The 20,770-nt window shown below is 47.7% G+C and carries 20 protein-coding genes; 4 read left to right on the plus strand and 16 right to left on the minus strand.

Features of this window, described 5'->3' with window-relative positions:
* The first annotated feature begins 37 nt into the window (after positions 1-37).
* From H8K32_RS13590 to H8K32_RS20600, 3 genes are all read left to right on the plus strand, one after another.
* Positions 38-1,375: an ATP-binding protein gene (locus H8K32_RS13590; protein ID WP_186913081.1), complete on the plus strand. Its 1,338-nt coding sequence runs from the start codon at positions 38-40 to the stop codon at positions 1,373-1,375.
* A gap of 13 nt (positions 1,376-1,388) precedes the next feature.
* Positions 1,389-1,925, plus strand: coding sequence for a response regulator transcription factor (locus H8K32_RS13595; RefSeq protein ID WP_186913082.1), 537 nt, complete (start codon positions 1,389-1,391; stop codon positions 1,923-1,925).
* Positions 1,926-2,009: 84 nt separating this feature from the next.
* On the plus strand, positions 2,010-2,135 hold the full coding sequence (locus H8K32_RS20600; RefSeq protein WP_281388555.1) for a hypothetical protein: 126 nt from the start codon (positions 2,010-2,012) through the stop codon (positions 2,133-2,135).
* Between the two features lie 105 nt (positions 2,136-2,240).
* On the opposite strand, the gene H8K32_RS13600 is transcribed toward H8K32_RS20600, so the two are convergent.
* The 16 genes from H8K32_RS13600 to H8K32_RS13675 all read right to left on the minus strand — a co-directional run bounded on the left by H8K32_RS13600 (position 2,241) and on the right by H8K32_RS13675 (position 18,942).
* Positions 2,241-2,657, minus strand: coding sequence for a GNAT family N-acetyltransferase (locus H8K32_RS13600; RefSeq protein ID WP_186913083.1), 417 nt, complete (start codon positions 2,655-2,657; stop codon positions 2,241-2,243).
* A 9-nt stretch (positions 2,658-2,666) separates the two neighbouring features.
* Positions 2,667-3,500 carry a peptide chain release factor N(5)-glutamine methyltransferase gene (gene prmC / locus H8K32_RS13605; RefSeq protein ID WP_186913084.1) on the minus strand — a complete coding sequence of 278 codons (834 nt, stop codon included), beginning with the start codon at positions 3,498-3,500 and terminating at the stop codon, positions 2,667-2,669.
* Positions 3,500-4,000 (minus strand): disulfide bond formation protein B, encoded by a 501-nt coding sequence (locus H8K32_RS13610; protein ID WP_186913085.1) that lies wholly within the window; start codon positions 3,998-4,000, stop codon positions 3,500-3,502. The genes prmC and H8K32_RS13610 overlap by 1 nt, the downstream gene beginning before the upstream one ends.
* A gap of 110 nt (positions 4,001-4,110) precedes the next feature.
* Positions 4,111-5,190: a peptide chain release factor 1 gene (gene prfA, locus H8K32_RS13615; RefSeq protein WP_186913086.1), complete on the minus strand. Its 1,080-nt coding sequence runs from the start codon at positions 5,188-5,190 to the stop codon at positions 4,111-4,113.
* Between the two features lie 90 nt (positions 5,191-5,280).
* Positions 5,281-6,567, minus strand: coding sequence for a glutamyl-tRNA reductase (gene hemA / locus H8K32_RS13620; RefSeq protein ID WP_186913087.1), 1,287 nt, complete (start codon positions 6,565-6,567; stop codon positions 5,281-5,283).
* A gap of 89 nt (positions 6,568-6,656) precedes the next feature.
* Positions 6,657-9,050 (minus strand): CHASE2 domain-containing protein, encoded by a 2,394-nt coding sequence (locus H8K32_RS13625; RefSeq protein WP_186913088.1) that lies wholly within the window; start codon positions 9,048-9,050, stop codon positions 6,657-6,659.
* Positions 9,051-9,060: 10 nt separating this feature from the next.
* Positions 9,061-10,764 (minus strand): FecR family protein, encoded by a 1,704-nt coding sequence (locus H8K32_RS13630; protein WP_186913089.1) that lies wholly within the window; start codon positions 10,762-10,764, stop codon positions 9,061-9,063.
* Positions 10,765-10,821: 57 nt separating this feature from the next.
* Positions 10,822-11,514 carry a response regulator transcription factor gene (locus H8K32_RS13635; RefSeq protein WP_186913090.1) on the minus strand — a complete coding sequence of 231 codons (693 nt, stop codon included), beginning with the start codon at positions 11,512-11,514 and terminating at the stop codon, positions 10,822-10,824.
* A 302-nt stretch (positions 11,515-11,816) separates the two neighbouring features.
* Positions 11,817-12,080: a cell division topological specificity factor MinE gene (gene minE / locus H8K32_RS13640; RefSeq protein ID WP_186913091.1), complete on the minus strand. Its 264-nt coding sequence runs from the start codon at positions 12,078-12,080 to the stop codon at positions 11,817-11,819.
* A gap of 1 nt (position 12,081) precedes the next feature.
* Entirely contained in the window at positions 12,082-12,897 is an 816-nt protein-coding gene (minD, locus tag H8K32_RS13645) for a septum site-determining protein MinD (protein WP_186913092.1), read from the minus strand.
* Positions 12,898-12,962: 65 nt separating this feature from the next.
* A complete protein-coding gene (gene minC, locus H8K32_RS13650) occupies positions 12,963-13,718 on the minus strand; it encodes a septum site-determining protein MinC (protein ID WP_186913093.1) in 756 nt (251 codons plus the stop codon).
* 278 nt (positions 13,719-13,996) lie between these two features.
* Positions 13,997-15,391 (minus strand): LLM class flavin-dependent oxidoreductase, encoded by a 1,395-nt coding sequence (locus H8K32_RS13655; RefSeq protein WP_186913094.1) that lies wholly within the window; start codon positions 15,389-15,391, stop codon positions 13,997-13,999.
* A gap of 3 nt (positions 15,392-15,394) precedes the next feature.
* Positions 15,395-16,222: a MetQ/NlpA family ABC transporter substrate-binding protein gene (locus H8K32_RS13660; RefSeq protein WP_186913095.1), complete on the minus strand. Its 828-nt coding sequence runs from the start codon at positions 16,220-16,222 to the stop codon at positions 15,395-15,397.
* A 28-nt stretch (positions 16,223-16,250) separates the two neighbouring features.
* Positions 16,251-16,913, minus strand: a complete 663-nt coding sequence (locus H8K32_RS13665) for a methionine ABC transporter permease (RefSeq protein ID WP_186913096.1) — start codon at positions 16,911-16,913, stop codon at positions 16,251-16,253.
* Entirely contained in the window at positions 16,906-17,703 is a 798-nt protein-coding gene (locus H8K32_RS13670; protein WP_186913097.1) for a methionine ABC transporter ATP-binding protein, read from the minus strand. Before H8K32_RS13670 ends, H8K32_RS13665 begins: the two co-directional genes overlap by 8 nt.
* A gap of 15 nt (positions 17,704-17,718) precedes the next feature.
* Positions 17,719-18,942: an acyl-CoA dehydrogenase family protein gene (locus tag H8K32_RS13675; protein ID WP_186913098.1), complete on the minus strand. Its 1,224-nt coding sequence runs from the start codon at positions 18,940-18,942 to the stop codon at positions 17,719-17,721.
* Between the two features lie 223 nt (positions 18,943-19,165).
* Between H8K32_RS13675 and H8K32_RS13680 the strand changes: the two genes are divergently transcribed.
* Positions 19,166-20,437, plus strand: coding sequence for an O-acetylhomoserine aminocarboxypropyltransferase/cysteine synthase family protein (locus H8K32_RS13680; RefSeq protein ID WP_186913099.1), 1,272 nt, complete (start codon positions 19,166-19,168; stop codon positions 20,435-20,437).
* Positions 20,438-20,770 lie beyond the last annotated feature (333 nt).

The following is a 20,770-nucleotide window of genomic DNA, read 5'->3' on the forward strand; positions in this document are numbered from 1 at the left end:
CAAGCGCAAGACCACAGCATCCTTAGGAGACGCAGGAATGACGGCTAGCCCGGTACAGCAAACTGACGAACGCGAAATCCAGACGCATCAGAAACGGGTGTTGTATGCCGCATCCGACTACGAAAGTTCTGCCGGTCATAAAAACATGTTGCAGCTGATCCATTTAAGATGGATTGCAATGCTGGGGCAGGTATCAACGATTGCGCTGGCGACCTTGGTTTTTGATATCAAATTGCCGTTGTTGCAAATATCATATGTCATTGCGCTACTCATTGCCTTCAATATTGCCAGTCATTTGCGTTGGCATGAAGAAGTAAAAGTATCGAACAGAGAGTTATTCTTTGCCCTGCTGGTAGATGTCGCAATTTTAACTGCGCAACTGTATTTATCCGGTGGTATTCATAATCCGTTTGCGTTTCTGTATTTGCTGCAAGTCATTTTAAGTGCAGTGCTGCTGGAAGCATGGTCGACCTGGTTGATCGTGGTTATTTCTGGTGTCTGTTTGTTTGGACTATCTTTATTTTATTATCCGCTGACCTTGCCAGTCGAGCATATCGATAGCATGCCGGGTTTGTATCAGGATGGCATGATTATTTGCTTTCTGGTCAATGCGGCTCTATTAGTTTTTTTCTTAACACGCATCAGTGGGAATCTCAGTAGTCGTGATGCGCAATTGGCGGATTTAAGACAGCACGCAACGGAAGAAGAACACATTGTCAAAATGGGTCTCCTGGCCTCGGGAGCGGCGCATGAACTCGGCACCCCTTTAGCGACATTATCAGTGATTTTAGGCGACTGGCGACGCATGCCAGAATTTAGTAAAAGCCCTGAATTGCTCGAGGAAATCAGCGAAATGCAGAGGCAACTGCAACGTTGTAAAAGTATCGTCAGCAGTATTTTGCTGTCTGCTGGTGAGGCACGCGGTGAGTCTTCGGTAAAGACCACGCTCAATACCTTCTTGAGTAACCTGGCGGAGGATTTCCGAACTACCCGTCCAGTGGGTACATTTGTGTTTGAAAATCACCTGCAACAGGATGTTCCGGTTGTGTTTGATTCAGCACTCAAGCAGATGATGTGCAATGTGTTAGATAATGCGCTTGAAGCATCACCACATTGGCTTTCTTTGGAGGTCAGCAGCGATGCCAATTCTTTGAGTATCGTTGTAGCAGACCAGGGCCCGGGATTTTTGCCAGAAATTCTGGAAAAGTTAGGACAGCCTTACCAATCGACCAAAGGGCGTCCCGGTAGCGGTTTAGGGATATTTTTTGTGGTGAATGTGGCGCGTAAATTGGGGGGGGCCGTTTCTGCCCGCAATCGCGCAGAAGGTGGAGCGGTGGTCAAAATTGTGCTGCCGCTATCAGCAATCATGCTTTAAAGGGTTAAACAAAATGTCGGACAATCGTCTGTTGTTGATAGTCGAAGACGATACTGCTTTCGCTCGTACTTTGGCACGTTCGTTTGAACGTCGCTCGTATACTGTAATTCATGCTGCCAATCTCGAAGATGCAGCGGACTTACTGCGCAAACATTCGCCACGTTATGCTGTGGTCGACTTGAAATTAAATGGTAATGCTTCTGGCCTCGCCTGTGTGCAAATGCTGAACAAACACGATCCTGAAATGTTGATCGTAGTATTAACTGGTTTTGCAAGTATTGCTACTGCTGTTGAGGCAGTGAAGCTAGGCGCATGTCAGTACCTTGCCAAACCCTCGAACACCGATGACATAGAAGCTGCATTCGGGCACGTTGCAGGGGTTTCTGAACCCGAACTGACCAACCGTTCCACATCGATCAAAACCTTGGAATGGGAACGTATTCACGAAGTGTTAGTCGAGACCGATTTTAATATCTCCGAAGCGGCCCGCCGTCTCGGTATGCACCGACGGACATTGGCGCGTAAGCTCAATAAGCAGCAGGTGAAATAATCTTTTAAATTCCCGTCCTTTGCATCTTATTCACCTATACTGAGGCAACCCCCGTATTCGCGGGTGTCTATCAGGAGCAATATCATGAGTAAAGTGACCAAGACCAACAAAGAAACGAAGAAACAGGCTTTACTCTCTCCGAAAGAGAAAAAAGCGGCAAAAGATGCGAAAAAATCGGCTGGTGTGTCTATTCCTATCGGCGCTCGTTGAAATTTCTTGTTCTAAAGCCCTATCCTCGGCCACATAAAAAAACGACTTCACTAATCGAAGTCGTTTTTTTATTGGATACTGATTGGGAAATGATGCGCAGATAACTTAGCGTAAATAAATAGTTGGCCTATTAATTTCCATAAAGGTCTCCGGTTTGGCTGGGGCTTGAAATCCAAATTTTTCGTACAAACCACGTGCTGTGCTACTGACTAAGATAAAGCGGCGTATCTCTTGTAAATCTGGATGTTCCTGCACCGCATGCATCAAGGTTTTGGCATGACCTTGTCCGCGATAAGCGGGCAGTACGAAGACATCCATCAAATAGGCAAAGGTTGCTTTATCGGCGACAACGCGGGCAAAAGCGATCTGTTTCCCATCGATGTAAGCACCAAAGCACAAAGAGTGTTCAATCGAACGCTGTACCTTTTCTAAAGGTATACCCTTTGCCCAAGCTGATTGTTCAGACAGAAATTGGTGTATCAGTGAAACATTGAGTCTTGCTTTATCGGTCGATATTTCCATTTAATCGCCCTAATTCCATTGCCCGCCGGATACCCGTTCTATACCCGCAAGGTCACGCCAGCTTTGGACTTGCATAAAGCCTTGCGCAGATAATAATTCGCGGACTTCGGCAGCCTGGTGATAGCCATGTTCCATCAGCAACCAGCCGTGCTGTGCTAAATGGGTTGGTGCATGTCTGACGATATGCCTGTACGCACTCAAACCATCACCATGATCGGTCAGCGCATTGATCGGTTCAAAGCGTAAATCCCCCTGCGTCAGATGGGGATCATTTTTGACGATGTAGGGTGGGTTACTGACGATGGTTTGAAAAATTTGCCCGGTCACAGCGCTGTACCAATCGCTTTGCAGTAACTGAAGGCGATTTCCTGTCAGATTACGATCGCTATTTTTACGAGCAATTTCTAGTGCTGCGTCGCTGATGTCCACTGCCGTTACTGCCAAATCTGGTCGCGCGTGGGCAACGGAAATCGCGATAGCGCCCGAGCCAGTACCCAGATCTAGTAGTGCTGAGTTATCCGGAGCATAGTTCAGTGCTAACTCCACCAATAATTCGGTATCGGCACGTGGGATCAAAACAGCGGCTGAGGTATGAAACGTGAGACCAAAAAATTCGCGCTCACCAGTCAGGTAGGCAATCGGTTCTCCATCAAGACGGCGTTGCAGCAAGGCTTGCAGATCTTGTGCTTGCTGCGTAGTGAGTAGGTGTTCTGACTGGGTAATTAACTGTATGCGGCTCAATTTTGTCACATGCATCAATAAGATGCGTGTTTCTAATTTTTCTAAGGGTGACAACCGTTCATAGTCAGCAATAGTCAGACCCGATTGTTGCCACGTTTGCATTAGCGGTGCTTCCCAAACATACCAGTTTTTTCACGCGAGAAAAACAGAAACAGCAAAGTACAAGTCATCAATACAAATCCTATCATCGCCCAGGCAGGCAGAGATAAGCCCAGCGTAGGTGGGTAAGGAATCTCACACAAGCCATCAGCGCGGAACAAAGTCGGCCACCAGTTGGCTAGAAATATTTTATTTAGACCAGTTTCCAAAGGATCAATACCGCATGAAAATCCCGGGTTTGCTAAAACGTATAAATGTTTTGCCGCAATACCAATACCGGTGAACCCGGATGCTGTCGCTAAACCAATGCTGATGCGGCGTGTGCCACGTGGCATTGCTGCACCAATCAGGCAAAAGATCGCAATCGCAATAAAAGCATAACGTTGCAAAACGCACAGCGGACAAGGCAACATGTGCTCGACGATTTGTAAATAGAGTGCAGCACCGATCAAACCAATGCAGAATGCGGCAATGCCAAGTAATACGGGTTTCGAAGAACGCATGAATTTCATCCGGAAAATGAGAGCGGTTGCCAGCTTACACGGTTTTAATCGCTGATGCGCAAAAGCTGTGTCGACAAACTGGCGTAAATCATAATTACTACTTGGACGACTTAATCGTCGCCAAGTTCCGCCAATAATTCGGCTTGATGTTCGGCGATCAGCGCATTGCTGAGTTCCGTCAGATCGCCATCCATAATAAAGTCGAGTTTATATAAAGTCAGATTGATACGGTGATCCGTCATCCGGCCTTGGGGATAGTTGTAAGTACGTATGCGTTCACTACGGTCGCCAGAGCCGATCAGACTCTTACGGGTCGCTGCTTCTTTGGCTTGTTTTTCGCGTAACTGACCGTCCATGATGCGGGTTGCTAACACGCGCATTGCCTGGGCTTTATTCTGATGCTGGCTACGACCATCTTGGCACTCGACCACGATTCCGGTCGGGATGTGGGTCAGACGCACTGCAGAATCGGTTTTATTAATATGCTGTCCACCAGCACCGCTGGCACGGAACGTATCAATACGCAAATCAGCGTTATTGATCACTACGTCGGCCAGTTCATCCGCTTCTGGCATCACCGCTACGGTACACGCTGAAGTATGAATGCGGCCTTGGGTTTCTGTTGCTGGCACGCGTTGTACGCGGTGACCACCGGATTCAAATTTCAGCTTGGAATAGGCACCCAGCCCGGCAATACGGACGATGACCTCTTTATAGCCGCCTAATTCGGAAGCGGATTCAGACATCATCTCCACCTGCCAGCGATTCCGTTCAGCAAATCGGGTGTACATACGCAATAAGTCGCCGGCAAATAATGCTGCTTCGTCACCGCCAGTACCGGCGCGAATTTCCAGCAAAATATTACGTTCGTCGTTGGGATCTTTCGGCAATAACATTTTTTGCAAATCCGCTTCCAGATTTTGCATATTGACTTTTGCTGTTTCGATTTCGTCCTGAGCAAAGGCTTTCATTTCAGGATCATTCAACATTTCTTGCGCTTCATCGATATCGGCTTGCGCTTGCTGGAAATTTTTATACAGCGCGACCAAAGGATCTAATTCCGCATGCTCACGGTTGAGTTTGCGGTAATTGTCCATGTCGTTGGTGGCCCCTTCTTGCATCAGCAAATGACCGACTTCGTCGAGGCGTTCAGCTAGTTGATCTAGCTTGGAAAGCATTGATGGTTTCATACTTGAATTGAGTGAAAGTAGAGGAGGGCATGTGCCCAAAAGCGTGCGTACTGTTCGTACAATCGCAGAACGCTGGAAAGACCGGCGTCGCTAACGTTTAGTGCGGAATAATTGTGGGAGTAAGCTTGCCAGACGCGCACGTTCGTCGCCGCTGGCCTGATGCAAGGCCTGTTGTGGGCCATGCAAGAATTTTGCAGTAATACCTTTAGACAAGGCTTCCAATACGGCATCGATATCGTCGCCGCGTGCCAGCATTTTGCGGGCGCGGTCGAGTTCCATCATGCGGACTTGTTCACTGCTTTCGTGCAAGTCCTGAATCACAGGAACGATGGCGCGGCCATCAATCCAGTGCATAAATGATTGCACGCGGGTTTCAATAATCGCTTCGGCTTGTGCAACTGCTGCCTGACGATTTTCTATACCAGACTGAACTACGGTGCCAAGATCATCGACGGTATACAAAAACACGTCATCAAGCTTGGCCACTTCTGGCTCGATATCGCGTGGAACTGCCAGATCGACCATAAACACAGGGCGGTGTTTGCGCGCTTTGACTACGCGCTCTACCAGGCCTAAACCAATGATAGGCAGGGAGGACGCGGTACATGAAACGATAATGTCAAATTGAGCCAATTGCTGTGGTAAATCGGCAAGTCGTATCGCTTTGGCATTAAAACGATGAGCGAGTGCTTCACCACGCTCCAACGTCCGGTTGGCGATGGTGATTGATTTAGGATTTTGCGCGGCAAAGTGCGTTGCACAAAGTTCTATCATTTCACCCGCACCGATAAACAAAACATGCTGGTCAGCAATTTTGTCAAAAATACGTTGTGAAAGTCGCACTGCAGCGGCTGCCATAGAAACGCTATGCGCACCGATTTCTGTGGTACTGCGTACCTCTTTGGCAACGGCAAACGTGCGTTGGAACATTTGATGCAGATATGTGCCAAGACCACCAGCCGCTTCAGCCTGTCTTACGGCATCTTTCATCTGACCGAGAATTTGCGGTTCACCCAATACCATCGAATCCAGACCGGACGCGACGCGGAACGCATGTCTTACGGCATTGTCTTGTGGCAGGGTGTACAGATGTGGCCGTAAATCGGCGTAAGGCAAGTGGTGATAGTCAGCCAGAAAGTGTGCGGTAGCATCGATAGGATTCGCTGCCGGACACGCTGCGTACAATTCTGTGCGATTGCACGTAGACAAAATGGCAGCTTCTGTCACGCTATTGCGTTGTGCCGTTGCAGCATTGTTACCAAACCACGCACGCGCAGCCGCCACCGCATGAGCGATTTGCTCCGGCGAGAAGGCGACTTTTTCCCGCAATGAGAGCGGTGCAGTCGTATGGTTGAGTCCAACAGCAGTTAGTTGCATGCCAAAGTGTGCGTGGGATTAAGTCGTCATTATAGCGCGTAGCGGACAATATTTTTTGTGTCCGCCACTTTGATCTCTCTTGATCTATCTCAAACTAAGCTAGCGGGGAAACGCAGGTTGAACGTCGATCCCTCATTCGGAGCACTGGTAAAGTCGATTTTGGCGTGGTGACGGTCCAAAACCGCTTTCACAAACACCATGCCAAGGCCAACGCCGTCGTTCTTAGGCTGCTCGTTGGTTTTAAAGCGTTGAAAGCGTTGAAACAGCTTATTTTGCTCGGCACGTGGAATCCCATAACCTTGATCGATGATACTGCAAACGATTACAGCATCGGCTAAATGTTGCTCCAAGGATAACCTGCAAGTAATTGTGGTATCGCGCGGGCTGTATTTGATTGCGTTTGACAACAAATTGGTCAAAACTCGTGTGACCAGAGAGCGGTCAATCCGCGCCGGAAATTCAGCGTCAGGAATATCGGTTTTGATACGGATATTTTTGCTTTTTGCTAAAGACCACATTTCTTCTGTGGCATCCATCAGTACGTTTTGGAAATCGACCTCATCAAAGCGATAGTCTTGCGATTCGGCTCGTGCTAACTGGACAAAATTATCAGCCAGACCCAAAGTAATGCGTGACGCCTTTTCGATTCGTGCCATGAACTCGTCGGCTGGTAATGCGGTTGCTGTTTCTTTTTGCATTTCCAATAATGCAAGAATCGACGCTTGTGGTGCCCGCATGTCGTGAGAAATGAAATGCAAGGTCTCATCACGGCTACGTTCCGCAGCGCGGATTGCGGTGATGTTGATGATGCTGACGATCCAACCTACGAGGACTTTATCCGCGTTGTAACACGGTGCGCTTTTGATTAAAACGTCTTGCAATTTGGGGTCGCGAACTTCTATCCCCAGTTTCATGTTTGCTGTATGTTTCAGATCGAGAATGTCCCACCAGCTAAAGCTCGTCTGATCATTCGCTTGCGGGGGCGACATCTGAGCAAATAAATACGGCAATAAGGCGTCATTCACTTTAGGCATGCCGAGACCGGCAAAGTAAGCGCGTGCCGCCTGATTGGAGAGCAACACATTGCCATCGGTGGTCGTGACTAGCGTCGCATCTGGCAAACTGGCCAGGCTGTCACTAATAAATTGGCGCAGATCGCGTACCCGGTTTGCCGCCATGCGCATGGCATTTATACTGTTTTCTAACGTGTCGGTAAGAGCGACATCCTGTTTTTGTTCATCTTCGACAAATTCTGGCAGTAAGTGCGGTTCTTTTTCCAGCAAGCTAAATTCTTCACCCAGATATTGAATGGCGGCTTCGAGTCTGCGCCAGCTCCAGATCGGGTAGGCGATTAGCAAAGATACCAATGCTGACGAGGATGGCAACCATACTCCGAGATAACGCATGAATAAAAGGCTGCCGGTAATTGCAAGCAAAAACAGCATGCCTGTGGTGATCAGTGCTTTTCTTGGTGAAAGCATTTGATACGCCATTAAGGCGAGGCTCAGTATGGCCACATTGTACAAGGCGACTTGCCATAGCAGTGCAAAGCGAATGCTACGTTCATCGAGCAAACTGGCAAGAATATTCGCATTGATTTCTACGCCTGGAATGCTGCCTTCAGTATCGGAAACTGGAGTGGGAAAAGAATCCGCCATTCCCACCGCGGTAGTTCCGACCAGAACATATTTTCCTTTGAAATAATCAGCAGGGACTTCGCCGCGTAAGACCGAGACATAAGGGATCGTTCGAAAATGCCCTTTATCGCCATAAAACGGAATGTGCATCTGATAATCACGTTGCCAGGTACCGGGCTGGGGAGTGTTATGCAACCCTGCTGGACGACGTTCACCAGGGAGATATTTCTCTGTCCCCGCGGCAGAGTTTTGCCCAACGTCTTTGAGCGCCAGCGCAAAATGCGGCCACCATTCACCCTTGATTCCTTCGCGCAAAAAGACACTACGGAGTACACCATCTGGATCAAGTTCAATACTATTATGACCAATTTGTCGCGCAGAAGAAGCTAACAAAGGTAATGGCAAAGTCGCTGCTAAACCTTTGCCAGCACTTGCGGAAACTACCGGCAAAACGACGCGGTTACTTTGCGCTATGGCGTTCGCCAATGCCTGATCACCACTTGGGCTACCATCGGGATTATTGCCCTCTTCTTCCGGTAGTACCATGTCCAGGCCGATAGCCAGAGGCTGGGCGGCATTGATTTTGTTGAGCAATTCAGCATGGCGTTGTCTCGGCCACGGCCATTTCCCCAATTCGCTAAGGCTAAAGTCATCAATGGCAACAATCAGGATGTCGTCGCGCGCTTCATGCGAATTAATCTGCATAAAATGGTCGTACAGCACCATATTGAACCGACTCAGAACATTGGAAAAACTCAGTGCGGCCGTTAATGCCATTAATAAGCAACTAAGTATCAGCCACTCGCGAAAAGCAATATGTTTAACCTGTAGCGGTGCGTTCGCCATTATTTACCAATCAAAAGCCAGTTCCCAGTGTTCCACCGCCAGTAGAAATCGCATTACCATCGCTATCGACCCAACGCGCTTTGATGGTGATTTTTTGGGTAGAAGAAAATGCCCCGACGTAGCCATCCGGATCGGTCGCTTGAACGCGAATGTAGTATTGTCCGGCATCAGGTCGCTGAATTTTCAATTCAGCAGCACTGGTGTCACGTGCCAGGTATATGGTTTTGAACTCAGGATCTTTGGCAATCTGAATCAGGAATTTTTGGCCTGGTTCTGCCGCCCAATTGAAGGAAATCTCTTTTCCTTCTGAATCTGCAAATGCGGCGCCAGTTTGTGCTGGCAGGCGGCTGAATGCTTGTGGATCACTGAACGGCCCCTGATTTGACTTGCCATCTTTTTGGATGACAACAGTGGCAATACGCCAAAAATAGTTTCCTACTTTGATGGCATCACTGCTGAACTGCACGTCTTTTAAATTGCTTTGATCAAGTACGATGTCTTTGAACTGATCATCATTGGCGACTTGCAAGTGATAAGACTCAGCGTTACTGGCTTCGGTCCAGACAAAGTCAGTTTTATCGCTACGGATTTTGTTTTTTGGCTGTACGGTAAATGGTGGTTCCGGACGCGCTTTTAGCGTAAATGCTTGTGTCAGCGGAATGCCTTCCAAACCGTATTGGTCTATCGCAGCAATGCGAACATAGTAAGCGCCATCTGCGACACCATCGAACTTAAAGCGAGTGTCTTTGAACGTGTTCTCCGTCAACACATCCAGTGCTTGCGCATCTCTGGATACTTGTACATGGTAGCCAGTTGCTGCTTCCGATTTATCAATCAGAAATTGGATAGTAGGGCGGACTTGCAGTAAGTATTGCTCGCTAAGTTTTGGCGCAGGTAGCAAATCGACGGCTTTACCCACAATGCTGGCGCTGATGATATTGCCTTTACCCGCTGGTAAAATGATACCAGTCGATTTCTTCAATGCAGGATTGTTGACGGCAACCCCACCTTCCAGCACTTCATTGGCTGTACCAGCTGCGGTCACACCAACGCGGAAATGGGTTCCCCGTACGCCTGCTACCGCCAGCGGTGAGCGCACTTCAAAACGGCCTTTGTTGGACAGCAAGCTAGAGACATGTGATTCAACTTTGCCTTCAAGTAATGAAATTTCAGTTCTTGGGCTTGCTGTATATTTGGTCTTACGTAATTTGGCGAAGCTGATCTGACTATTCGATGGTATAGAAACGCGTGAATTGTCTGGGAATGACAACGTGATAAAACCATTTTTACCGGTAAAAATTTGCGTACCTTCCTTCACCACCGTACCAATCGCTAATGGTGTATCGGCCCCGTTGACGGGCTTGTAGGTCGGGTTGCCAGCAAGTGCCAGCACCTTTGCTTCACTCTCTTCTTCCGGCAGTAGTTCTAAGGGGATCAATATTGCTGTGCCTATGGGGATGGCGCGGTCATCTGCGATGTGATTGCGCTTACCGAGTATTGTCCAGTTAGGTGCTTTATCGGTGAATCGCTTAGCAATACTGGATAAAGTGTCGCCTTGCTGCGCGAAATACGTCATATCGGGTGGTGTGGCAAGCACACTGCCAGGTTCGCCACGCGGCGTCTGCGCAAAACTTAGTGGGGAAAATGAGAGACAAATTGCTGCCAGTAAGCTGGTCTGACATTGTCGCAGGAGTGTTGTTCTCGAAATGCTCATGCGCGAAAATCCTAAAGTTGAAATGCAATCCGGGTCAGATTTACTGACCCGGATAATTTATTCTGGAGTGACTTGTTCTAGTCGGTAGCCATAGCTATAAACAGGAGCGAGACGATAACCATTTTCTGGTCTCAATTCCAGTTTGCTACGTACCCGTGAGATGTGGGTGTCCATGGTTCTGGATGGGATATCGACATCACGCGACCAGACCGCTTCCAGAATGTAAGCACGTGACAGTGGGCGGCCAAGATTGCGGAACAGCAATAAGGCGAGGTCGAATTCTTTCTGTGTCATTTCCACCGGCACATCATTGATACTGACGCGACCCGCGCGGGTTTCAAACTTATAGACACCAAATTGCAGGTGTTCAGATGCAGTTTGTGTTGGATATGCTCGGCGTAACAAAGCTTGTACGCGCGCCACCAGTTCACTACGACGAATAGGCTTGATCATGTAGTCGTCGGCACCAGCAGCCAGACCGGCGACGATGTCGTCTTCTCCGGAGCGGCTGGTCATAAACAACACTGGTAGTGTCGGAGAGAGTTTTTCTCTGACCCAATGCAAAATTTCTGTGCCGTTCAGGTCAGGAACCTGCCAGTCCAGAATCAGCATGTCATAGCTTTCGCGGCGTAATTGGTGCAGCATTTCTTTGCCACTCAGGAACGGGTGGCAGGTATGACCTGCTGCATTCAGAATGGTACAGACCAATTCCAGCAGGTTGTTGTCGTCGTCTAGTACAGCGATTCTCATGGGTAGCTACCGTTAATGTCCGGCAATTAAAATGTCATGCTTATCATTATATCGAAAGCAAGTGAAAAATTTGAAAATTGTGAAAATATGTGACCGATAAAATGTGTCTTAGCAACGATCAGTAGCGTTTCTATGATTCGCAAAAATGTAGTTGGTGGCTAGTACTTACTTGATTGCAGGTACCACAACATCAATAAAATTGCACAAAAACTTGGAATATTTAATTTTCAAAAATGAGGACAATATGCAACAAATTTGCCGCCAAATCATCACTTTTCAATTGATCTGACGGCATATTTCTTTTAACTTCGCATTTCCAGGTCTGGCAAAACCACGTTGACATCCAGTACTTCGAGGTTACCTTGTTTGTCTAGGGAAACTTTAATGTCTTCCGCATTGACCTTGGTGTACTTGGAGATGACAGCGATCAATTCTTCACGCAATGCCGGTAAAAAATCGTAACCATCACGGCCTGTGCGTTCGCGTGCAATGATGATTTGCAAGCGTTCTTTCGCCATATTGGCGGTTTTAGGTTTACTGTTAAATAAAAAAGAAAGCAGAGCCATTTTATTTACCTCCGAAAATGCGCTGCAGCAATCCCGGTTTTTCATAGTTAATGAAACGCAATGGGGTATCCTGGCCTAAGAAGCGTGATACCACGTCTTCGTAAGCATCGGAAACATCGCTACCCTTCATATGAATTGCAGGATTACCTTGGTTGGAAGCGTGCAATACTGCTTCTGATTCAGGAATAACACCAATTAATGGGATACGCAAGATTTCTTGCACGTCGGTATGCGATAACATTTCGCCCGCTTCTACGCGTTTGGGAGAGTAACGGGTGATTAATAAGTGTTCTTTAACAGGCTCGCCACCAGCTTGTGCACGTTTGGATTTGGCCTGGATAATGCCAAGGATACGGTCAGAATCGCGCACCGATGATACTTCTGGGTTGGTGACAACGATGGCTTCGTCGGCGAACGTGAGCGCCATGACTGCACCACGCTCGATACCTGCCGGAGAGTCACAGACGATGTATTCAAAATCCATCTTGATCAGATCATTGAGAACTTTTTCTACGCCTTCTTCAGTCAACGCGTCTTTATCACGGGTTTGCGAGGCAGGCAGGATGAATAAGTTGTCGCAATGCTTGTCTTTGATTAGTGCCTGGTTCAGTGTCGCTTCGCCACTGATGACATTGACCAGGTCATAGACCACGCGGCGTTCGCAACCCATGATCAGATCAAGGTTACGCAGACCAACGTCAAAATCCAATACGGCAGTCTTGTGTCCACGCATAGCGAGGCCAGAAGCAAAGCTTGCACTGGAAGTCGTTTTTCCAACTCCGCCCTTGCCGGATGTTACAACGATGATTCTTGCCACAAAAAACTCCTTTTTCTATCCGAAATAACTGCAATCATTTGCTTCATTTATTTGTTTAAAGGGCGTCAGCCGACTAATTTTACTGATGATACTTCAATACTATCCCCATTGAGCTTCACTTGTACTGGATGATTTGCTTGCAATGGTGGAAAACCGTTTTCAAATGTTCTGTAAATTCCTGCGATGGATACCAATTCAGGCTCCATAGTCAGGGCAAAAATACGTGCTTCGGTGTTGCCAGTGGCGCCCGCCAGCGCGCGACCGCGCAAAGGTGCATAAATGTGTATGCTGCCATCAGCGATCACTTCAGCACCATTATTGACGGACGCGGTAATAATCAAGTCCGCACCACGCGCATAGATCCGTTGTCCGGCGCGTACTGGCGTATCAATCACCATCGCTGGGTTATTGCGAACAATGATCTGCGGTTCGACAGGCGCCGTTGCTGGCACTTCCACGACTACGGGCGCAGGTGCCGTTGCTTGTTCGGTTTCTAATCTTGGTTTGCTGACGACATCAATGCTCAGACCATGTGACCGTATGGTGTCGTAATCTTCTTCGCGTGCATTGCGGACCGCTACTGGATTTAAGCCATGGGCTTTAAATAAAGGAATTAAGGCATTCCAATCGACCTCAGCATCGGCGATCGCTTCGACATCAATCACGGCAAACTCATCGTCAAAAAAATCTGGTGAGCCCGCAGTCATTTCTTGCAGTGCTGCCTCGAGCACGGAGGTGGACGCATCGTGCAACAAAATTGCGACAGCGACAACGGTGGAAATCTTTATTTCTATAGGCTTGCGCGTCAGACTGTTTTGCATAGGTCCAAGGGAAAAGAGGAAAAACTGTCACTTGCACATACTGCATCTCCGTGGATTTTATTGCCACAGAGAAGCAAAATGCTCGTACGAACTTGTAAGTTCGCCCTAAAAGGAGCCATCCTACCAATTGATGAGCAGGATTGCAAAAATATGCCTGTTTTGTTGGAAACAGCACAGCAAATTCACCTTTATGCGCTCTTATAATGAAATAAATATTTCTTTTTTATTAATTTAACAGATTCTTGCGTCGATAGGTGCACACATTTTCGTTATTTCTTTTATGCCGCAAGTTCCGTTTGCACTGTAGCGGCGGTGATTTTCGTTTGTCGGCCGATGTGATTGAGGGGGAGGTGGTTACCGCGCCCAAACAATTGATGGCGCAGAGTACCATCGGTGTAATGGGTTTTATAGCGGTGTCTACGCTGCAATTCGGGAACGATTAATTTCACCACGTCGCTGATGGTTTCATGTGACAGCGCAAAAGCCAAATTGAAGCCATCGATACCAGTTTCATCAACCCAGGCTTCCAGTTGATCGGAAATTTCTCGTGGATTTCCAACCAAAACCGGGCCACGCCCACCAAGGCCGATAAATTGTGCGGCTTCACGTACGGTCCAGACTTTGTCAGGATCTGCCGCGCTAAACGAGGCCAGTGCTGAACGTCCGGCATCCGAATCAATGTAATCGATGGTTGCATCGAGCGGGAATTGTGAGAAATCAACGCCAGTCCAACCTGATAACAAGGTCAGGGATGCTTCGATATTGATGTATTGCAGATAATCCTGATATTTTTGGTGGGCGGCCTCTGATGTTTCGGCCGTAATAATTAAGGCTTGCGCATAAATTAAAATCTGCTCCGCTTGGCGACCCGCAGCGAGAACGGCAGCACGGGTTTCGTCTACATAGCGCTTGACCACTTTTTTACTCGGACCGCTGACAAAGCTGCATTCCGCATGTCTGGCTGCAAAAGCAGTGCCGCGTTTTGAGGTGCCCGCCTGAAACAGCAAAGGCGTGCGCTGAGGTGAAGGTTCGCATAAATGAATACCAGGTACGTTAAAAAAGCGACCTTGATGGCGGATAGGATGGACATGCGCGGGATCGGTGTAGACACCATTTTTCTTGTCATGCCGAACCGCCTGATCGTCCCAACTTTGCTCCCAGAGTTTATAGACTACATCCAGATATTCATCGGCAAGATCGTAACGTTCATCATGACTCAATTGCTGATGCAATCCCAGATTCCGTGCGGCGCTATCCAGATAGCCCGTGACGATATTCCAGCCTACGCGCCCTTTGGTCAGGTGATCGAGGGTAGACATGCGACGCGCAAATGGATACGGATGTTCATAACTGAGCGCGCACGTCACGCCAAAACCCAGATGCCGTGTGACATTCGCCATCAATGGTACGAGTGCGAGCGGATCATTCAAGGGTAGTTGTATGCCATGTTTTAAAGCAGCATCAATATTGCCTTGATAAACATCATAGACACCTAAGACGTCAGCCAGAAATATCGCATCAAACAAGCCGTATTCCAGCAAACGCGCTAATTCGGTCCAATGTTGAGCACTGGTATATTGATGGCTGTTATCGCGTGGATGTCGCCACAAACCCGGAGACTGATGCCCCGGTGTATTCATTTGAAATGCATTAAAACGGATGAGTTTGCTCATGATTTATTTTTTTGTCGCTTCTAGTGCTTGCTGATAATCTGGTTTCGCAAAGCCAGAAAAATATTGATTAGTGACAGCTAAAAATTCACGCGAACGATATGCGGCTTCGAGATCTTTTACCCACGGTTTGTCTTTATCCGCAGTACGTATCGCAACCAGATTTTGATAGCGTGTCGAGATTTTTTCTTGTGCTAAGGCTTCGGTAAGCTTAAGGCCAGAAGCGAGCGCATAATTGCCGTTCACGAATGAATAATCTGTGTCTTCGAGTGAGCGAGGTAATTGCGCAGCCTCTAATGGGATCAATTTGATTTTTTTGAGGTTCACAGCGACATCGTTTTCTGAAGCACGCACCGGATCGACCTTGGCTTTGAGCTTAAGCCAACCTAACTGCTCCAGCAATACCAGGGCACGTGCCTGATTGGTTGGATCATTTGGAAGGGCAACCGTCGTGCCTTCTTTAACCTCGGTTAAAGACCGATGCTTTTTACTGTAAATCGCAATTGGTGCGGTGGGCACTTTGATTAATTCGCTTAAGGCTAATTTATTGTCGGTAGAAAACTTCGTCAGATACACTATATGCTGAAACGCATTTGCATCCAGCGATCCTTCTGCCAAGGCAAAGTTAGGTTGAATGTAGTCATTGAATTCAATCACTTTAACTTTGTAGCCTTGTTTTTCCAAAATCGGTTTGATGCCGAGTTTGACCTGATCTGCATACGGACCCGCGCTGGTGCCGATGACTAATTCTTTCGCATCTTTTGCAATGGCGGATGTAGATACCAAGCTCAATACACTGGTAGTGATTGACGCGATTAGAAGACGTTTTAACATACAACTCCTTTGAAATAATGACCGTTAATTAACGTTTATCGAGTTTGTGTGCAAGATGATTGCCAGAGTATTGAATCACTTGCACTAAGGTGATTAAGATGGCGACCGTGACAACCATCACATCTGTTTGAAAGCGGTAGTAACCGTAACGTATCGCCAGATCACCAATCCCACCACCACCGACGACGCCCGCAATGGCAGAGTAGGAAAGAAAGCTGATCGCTAATACTGTGAGCGCTAACACCAGACCTGCTCGCGCCTCGACCAGCAATACCCGCCACACAATCTGCCATTCAGAAGCACCCATCGCATGCGCCGCTTCAATCACGCCACGCGGGACTTCTTTGCAACTTTTTTCTACCAGGCGCGCGAAGTAAGGAATAGCAGCAATCGACAATGGCACCGATGCCGCCACTGGTCCTATCGATGTCCCAATAAGCCATCGCGTAAATGGTACTAATGCCACCAAAAGAATAATGAATGGAAAGGAGCGTATGGTATTGACCAGCCAACTCAAGACAATAGAAATAGGACGGTGCTGTAATGATTGACCTTCATCGACCAGAAACAACAAAATGCCTAAGGGGCCACCGAGCACGATGGCAGTGGATAAACCGATTGCCATCATGGTCAGTGTTTGCCCTATCGCTATTCCTAGTTCCGGCAGAATCGCGATGATATTGTCAAACATGAGCGGCATCCTTGTGGTGAGTGTTGCTGTGCTCCTCGTGCCAATGGCAAGACAATTCACGTCCTAAAGCTGTGACACGTAATTGACTCGTTTCAGCAATGGCAAAAGATTCAGCAATTTCGCCATCGGCGATCACGGCGACGTGTTTGCACAAACTACTGAGTACAGATAATTCATGGCTGACAATCACAATAGTGACTCCTAAACGTTGGTTGATATCGCGTAAGGTATTGAGTACTTCGCGGGTGGTTTCGGCATCCAATGCCGAGGTTGGTTCATCGCAGAGCAAGACCTGCGGACGAGAGGCCAGCGCACGTGCAATCGCGACGCGTTGCTTTTGCCCGCCAGATAATTGTGCGGGGTAGCTGAAGGTTTTATTCTCTAATCCCACAATTGCCAGACATTGCTTCACGCGCTCAGCTATTTCTTGCTTACTCAAGGCGCCATGAATTTTTAACGGGAATGCGACGTTATCGAACACATTGGCGTTTTGCAGTAAATTAAACTGCTGGAAAATCATACCAATCTGCTGGCGAGCTGAACGCAAGGATTTTTTGTTCAATTGCGTTAATTCTTGTCCGGCGACGACGATGCTGCCGCTATCTGGCTGCTCCAGCAGATTGATCAGTCGAAGCAGGCTAGATTTGCCAGCACCGCTTTTTCCGATCAATCCAAAAATATCTCCTTGAGCAATTTCCAGGCTGACATTGTTGACGGCATGAAAAGTGCTGCCATCGTGAACAGGAAAAGATTTGCTAACCGCTGACAGTCGGATCACGGGTTGCGACATGGACATTCCTTCTTTTTATGAGTACGGTGTCGGCTCAGGCACTGTGCCGTCCAATAAATAGCGCCCCAGGTCACGCAATTTGTAATCGATAGGATCATGCAGCGTGTGTACCCGGACGTTACGCCAGAAGCGGTCAAATCCAAATTTTTCTGAAGTCGAACGTGCACCAGTGATGTCGAACAATTGTGTGCTGATTTCTATGCCGGCACGATGCGCGAGGCATTTGGCTTCAGCGACAGAAATCGCCAGACTCCCCCGGTCTTCAGCAGTAATCAAAGCGCCTTTTTCGAAGACTTGTTGGAGTTCTCGTCCGGCTTGATCAGCAAGGGCGATTGCCGGTTTGAGCAGCAACCAAAGTTCTGCATAGCGACGTTGAATAAATAGATCATCCGAGGAACGTTCTACGCCAGAAGAAAACCACGGTTTGGCTTGCTCTTTTGTGTATGTGCGTGCTGCTTCAAATGCACCAAGACCAATGCCGAGATACAGATTGGTCATGATCAGTTGAGCGATTTGCGAACGCACTGTGGCTTGCGCAGTTGGTTTTTTAGCGGGCGGCTGCAAAACCAGATCATCAGGTAGAAATACTTGATTGAAATGCACATTGCCGCTATCCGTTTGCTTTTGACCAAAGGCATCCCAATCGGACTGAATTTGTATTCCTGGTTGTTTGCTTGGTATGACGGCAATCAGCGGACTTTGCGTCACTTCATCCCATGCGGAAATAGTGAGCCAGTCAGAACCAACCGAACCCGAAGAAAAGCTTTTCACGCCATTTAAAACATAACCATCTTCCAATCGCGCTGCAACCGTGCGTTTGTCTAAGGGATTGAGGGCATTGCCCCAGAATAGTTGCTTCTCTACCGTGGCGGTCAGCAAGCGTCTTTGCTGCTGCGCGTTGCCATACAATGACAAACCTGCGACCTGCAAATGATGGAAGCCAAATACATGGGCGAGTGAACTATCCACTTGCGCCAGAATACGCACAACGTGATTGATGGTTTCCCAACTCGCGCCCTGACCGCCGAACTCTTTAGGCACTGACAATGTCAGTAAACCTGAATTGCGTATCCATTCTCTTTCCGTTGCAGCGTGTCCACCAGCATGATCGCGCTCTACCGCTGTTTGTGCTAGTCGTTGTGCTAAGGCACGTGCAATCACCAACACGTCATCGCGCTCCTGATGTTGATCTGAAGAGATGTGGTCGATGCTTTCAATTTTTTGTAAAGAAGGAGACATAAAATACCTGACTTGGATGCTTGAATACATTCCAGTATTGCACTCAGGTCATGATTTCGTACACGAAGATATTTCACGCAGCTTATGCGTAAAACTCCTATGTCAAAAAATGACATTAGATAGTTGAAAATCTTCCTTGTCTCTAGTGACTTTGCTTTTTATGATCGATCTGACTTATTCAGCAATGTATTTCAAAATAAATCTTATCTAAGGAGAAATATCAATGAAACTGGAGACAATTGCGGTACATGGTGGCTATACACCGGATCCGACGACCCGCGCTGTTGCAGTACCTATCTATCAAACGGTGGCGTATGCGTTTGATAGCACGCAGCATGGTGCAGATTTGTTTGATTTAAAAGTACAGGGCAATATTTATTCACGCATCATGAATCCGACCAATGATGTGCTTGAAAAACGCGTTGCCGAATTAGAGGGCGGGATCGCCGCGTTAGCGCTGGCCTCCGGGCAGGCCGCGATTACCTATGCGATACAAACGATTGCCGAAGCCGGTGATAATATTGTTTCCGCGTCGACCTTGTACGGTGGTACCTATAATTTATTTGCGCATACGTTTCCGCAGTTTGGCATTACGACGCGATTTGCGGACTATCGCGATCCGGATTCATTCGCCAAATTGATCGATGAAAAAACTAAAGCCATCTATGTCGAATCGATAGGCAATCCTTTAGGAAATATTACTGATATCGAAGCGATTGCTAAGATCGCGCATCAGCACGGCGTGCCGCTGATTGTCGATAACACCGTACCTTCGCCTTACTTGTTGCGTCCTATTGAATTCGGTGCCGACATCGTGGTGCACTCATTGACCAAGTATCTGGGCGGACATGGTAATTCTATCGGCGGGATTATTGTTGATTCTGGCAAGTTCCCGTGGGCGGAACATAAGCAAAGATTCAAGCGATTAAATGAACCCGATGTCTCTTACCACGGAGTGGTGTATACCGAGGCATTAGGAGCCGCTGCTTACATTGGACGGGCACGTGTCGTTCCATTGCGTAATACTGGTGCGGCCTTGTCCCCGTTCAATGCATTTTTGATTTTACAAGGTATAGAAACGCTGGCATTGCGGCTGGACAGAATTACAGACAACACGCGTAAAATTGCCGAATATCTCAGCCGTCATCCTAAAGTTAAATGGGTCAATTATGCAGGCCTACCTGATCATAAAGATCATGCTTTAGCAGTGAAATATCTCGGTGGAAAACCATCGGGTATTCTGACTTTTGGATTGGCTGGCGGGCGTGAATCTGGTGCTCGCTTTCAGGATGCGCTAAAACTATTTACGCGTCTGGTCAATATTGGCGACGCCAAGTCACTTGCCTGCCACCCGGCGACCACCACACATAGACAACTCAATTCCGAAGAGTTGCTCAAGGCAGGTGTGACAGAAGATACAGTGCGCTTGTCGGTTGGCATTGAGCATATCGATGATTTACTGGCGGATCTGGAACAGGCAATACAAGCGTCCTGATCTTCTTGTATCCCTTCCTGTTCGTCTACCGGGGTGATCAGGAAGGGAGTTTTCTATTTGTAAGAAATACCCCGTTTTCAGCTTCCTCCCCATCATCAGGCTTGCCGCCCGTTTTGTTATAAATCAAAAAATCACACTTTTGCATTGCTTGTCAATGATGTGGATCATTGTCGCATGCTTGTTGCCCCATATAATTCGCGTGATTTTCTATGGTTTAGCACAGCGATGCCGCAGGCATTTTTTATATTGCATTGCAATTTTTGCCCGACGTTGCATAACTGTGTGATTGACAGCATGATAGTGCGGTGTATGAGTCTAAGTAGTATCATCTTA

Source organism: Cognatundibacterium jejuense (assembly GCF_014284255.1).
GTDB classification, from domain to species: domain Bacteria; phylum Pseudomonadota; class Gammaproteobacteria; order Burkholderiales; family Burkholderiaceae_D; genus Undibacterium; species Undibacterium jejuense.

Coding starts and splice junctions, on each gene's coding strand:
- H8K32_RS13590 (WP_186913081.1), top strand. CDS start 38: ATGACGGCTAGCCCGGTACAGCAAACTGACGAACGCGAAATCCAGACG.
- H8K32_RS13595 (WP_186913082.1), top strand. CDS start 1,389: ATGTCGGACAATCGTCTGTTGTTGATAGTCGAAGACGATACTGCTTTC.
- H8K32_RS20600 (WP_281388555.1), top strand. CDS start 2,010: ATGAGTAAAGTGACCAAGACCAACAAAGAAACGAAGAAACAGGCTTTA.
- H8K32_RS13600 (WP_186913083.1), bottom strand. CDS start 2,657: ATGGAAATATCGACCGATAAAGCAAGACTCAATGTTTCACTGATACAC.
- prmC (WP_186913084.1), bottom strand. CDS start 3,500: ATGCAAACGTGGCAACAATCGGGTCTGACTATTGCTGACTATGAACGG.
- H8K32_RS13610 (WP_186913085.1), bottom strand. CDS start 4,000: ATGCGTTCTTCGAAACCCGTATTACTTGGCATTGCCGCATTCTGCATT.
- prfA (WP_186913086.1), bottom strand. CDS start 5,190: ATGAAACCATCAATGCTTTCCAAGCTAGATCAACTAGCTGAACGCCTC.
- hemA (WP_186913087.1), bottom strand. CDS start 6,567: ATGCAACTAACTGCTGTTGGACTCAACCATACGACTGCACCGCTCTCA.
- H8K32_RS13625 (WP_186913088.1), bottom strand. CDS start 9,050: ATGGCGAACGCACCGCTACAGGTTAAACATATTGCTTTTCGCGAGTGG.
- H8K32_RS13630 (WP_186913089.1), bottom strand. CDS start 10,764: ATGAGCATTTCGAGAACAACACTCCTGCGACAATGTCAGACCAGCTTA.
- H8K32_RS13635 (WP_186913090.1), bottom strand. CDS start 11,514: ATGAGAATCGCTGTACTAGACGACGACAACAACCTGCTGGAATTGGTC.
- minE (WP_186913091.1), bottom strand. CDS start 12,080: ATGGCTCTGCTTTCTTTTTTATTTAACAGTAAACCTAAAACCGCCAAT.
- minC (WP_186913093.1), bottom strand. CDS start 13,718: ATGCAAAACAGTCTGACGCGCAAGCCTATAGAAATAAAGATTTCCACC.
- H8K32_RS13655 (WP_186913094.1), bottom strand. CDS start 15,391: ATGAGCAAACTCATCCGTTTTAATGCATTTCAAATGAATACACCGGGG.
- H8K32_RS13660 (WP_186913095.1), bottom strand. CDS start 16,222: ATGTTAAAACGTCTTCTAATCGCGTCAATCACTACCAGTGTATTGAGC.
- H8K32_RS13665 (WP_186913096.1), bottom strand. CDS start 16,913: ATGTTTGACAATATCATCGCGATTCTGCCGGAACTAGGAATAGCGATA.
- H8K32_RS13670 (WP_186913097.1), bottom strand. CDS start 17,703: ATGTCGCAACCCGTGATCCGACTGTCAGCGGTTAGCAAATCTTTTCCT.
- H8K32_RS13675 (WP_186913098.1), bottom strand. CDS start 18,942: ATGTCTCCTTCTTTACAAAAAATTGAAAGCATCGACCACATCTCTTCA.
- H8K32_RS13680 (WP_186913099.1), top strand. CDS start 19,166: ATGAAACTGGAGACAATTGCGGTACATGGTGGCTATACACCGGATCCG.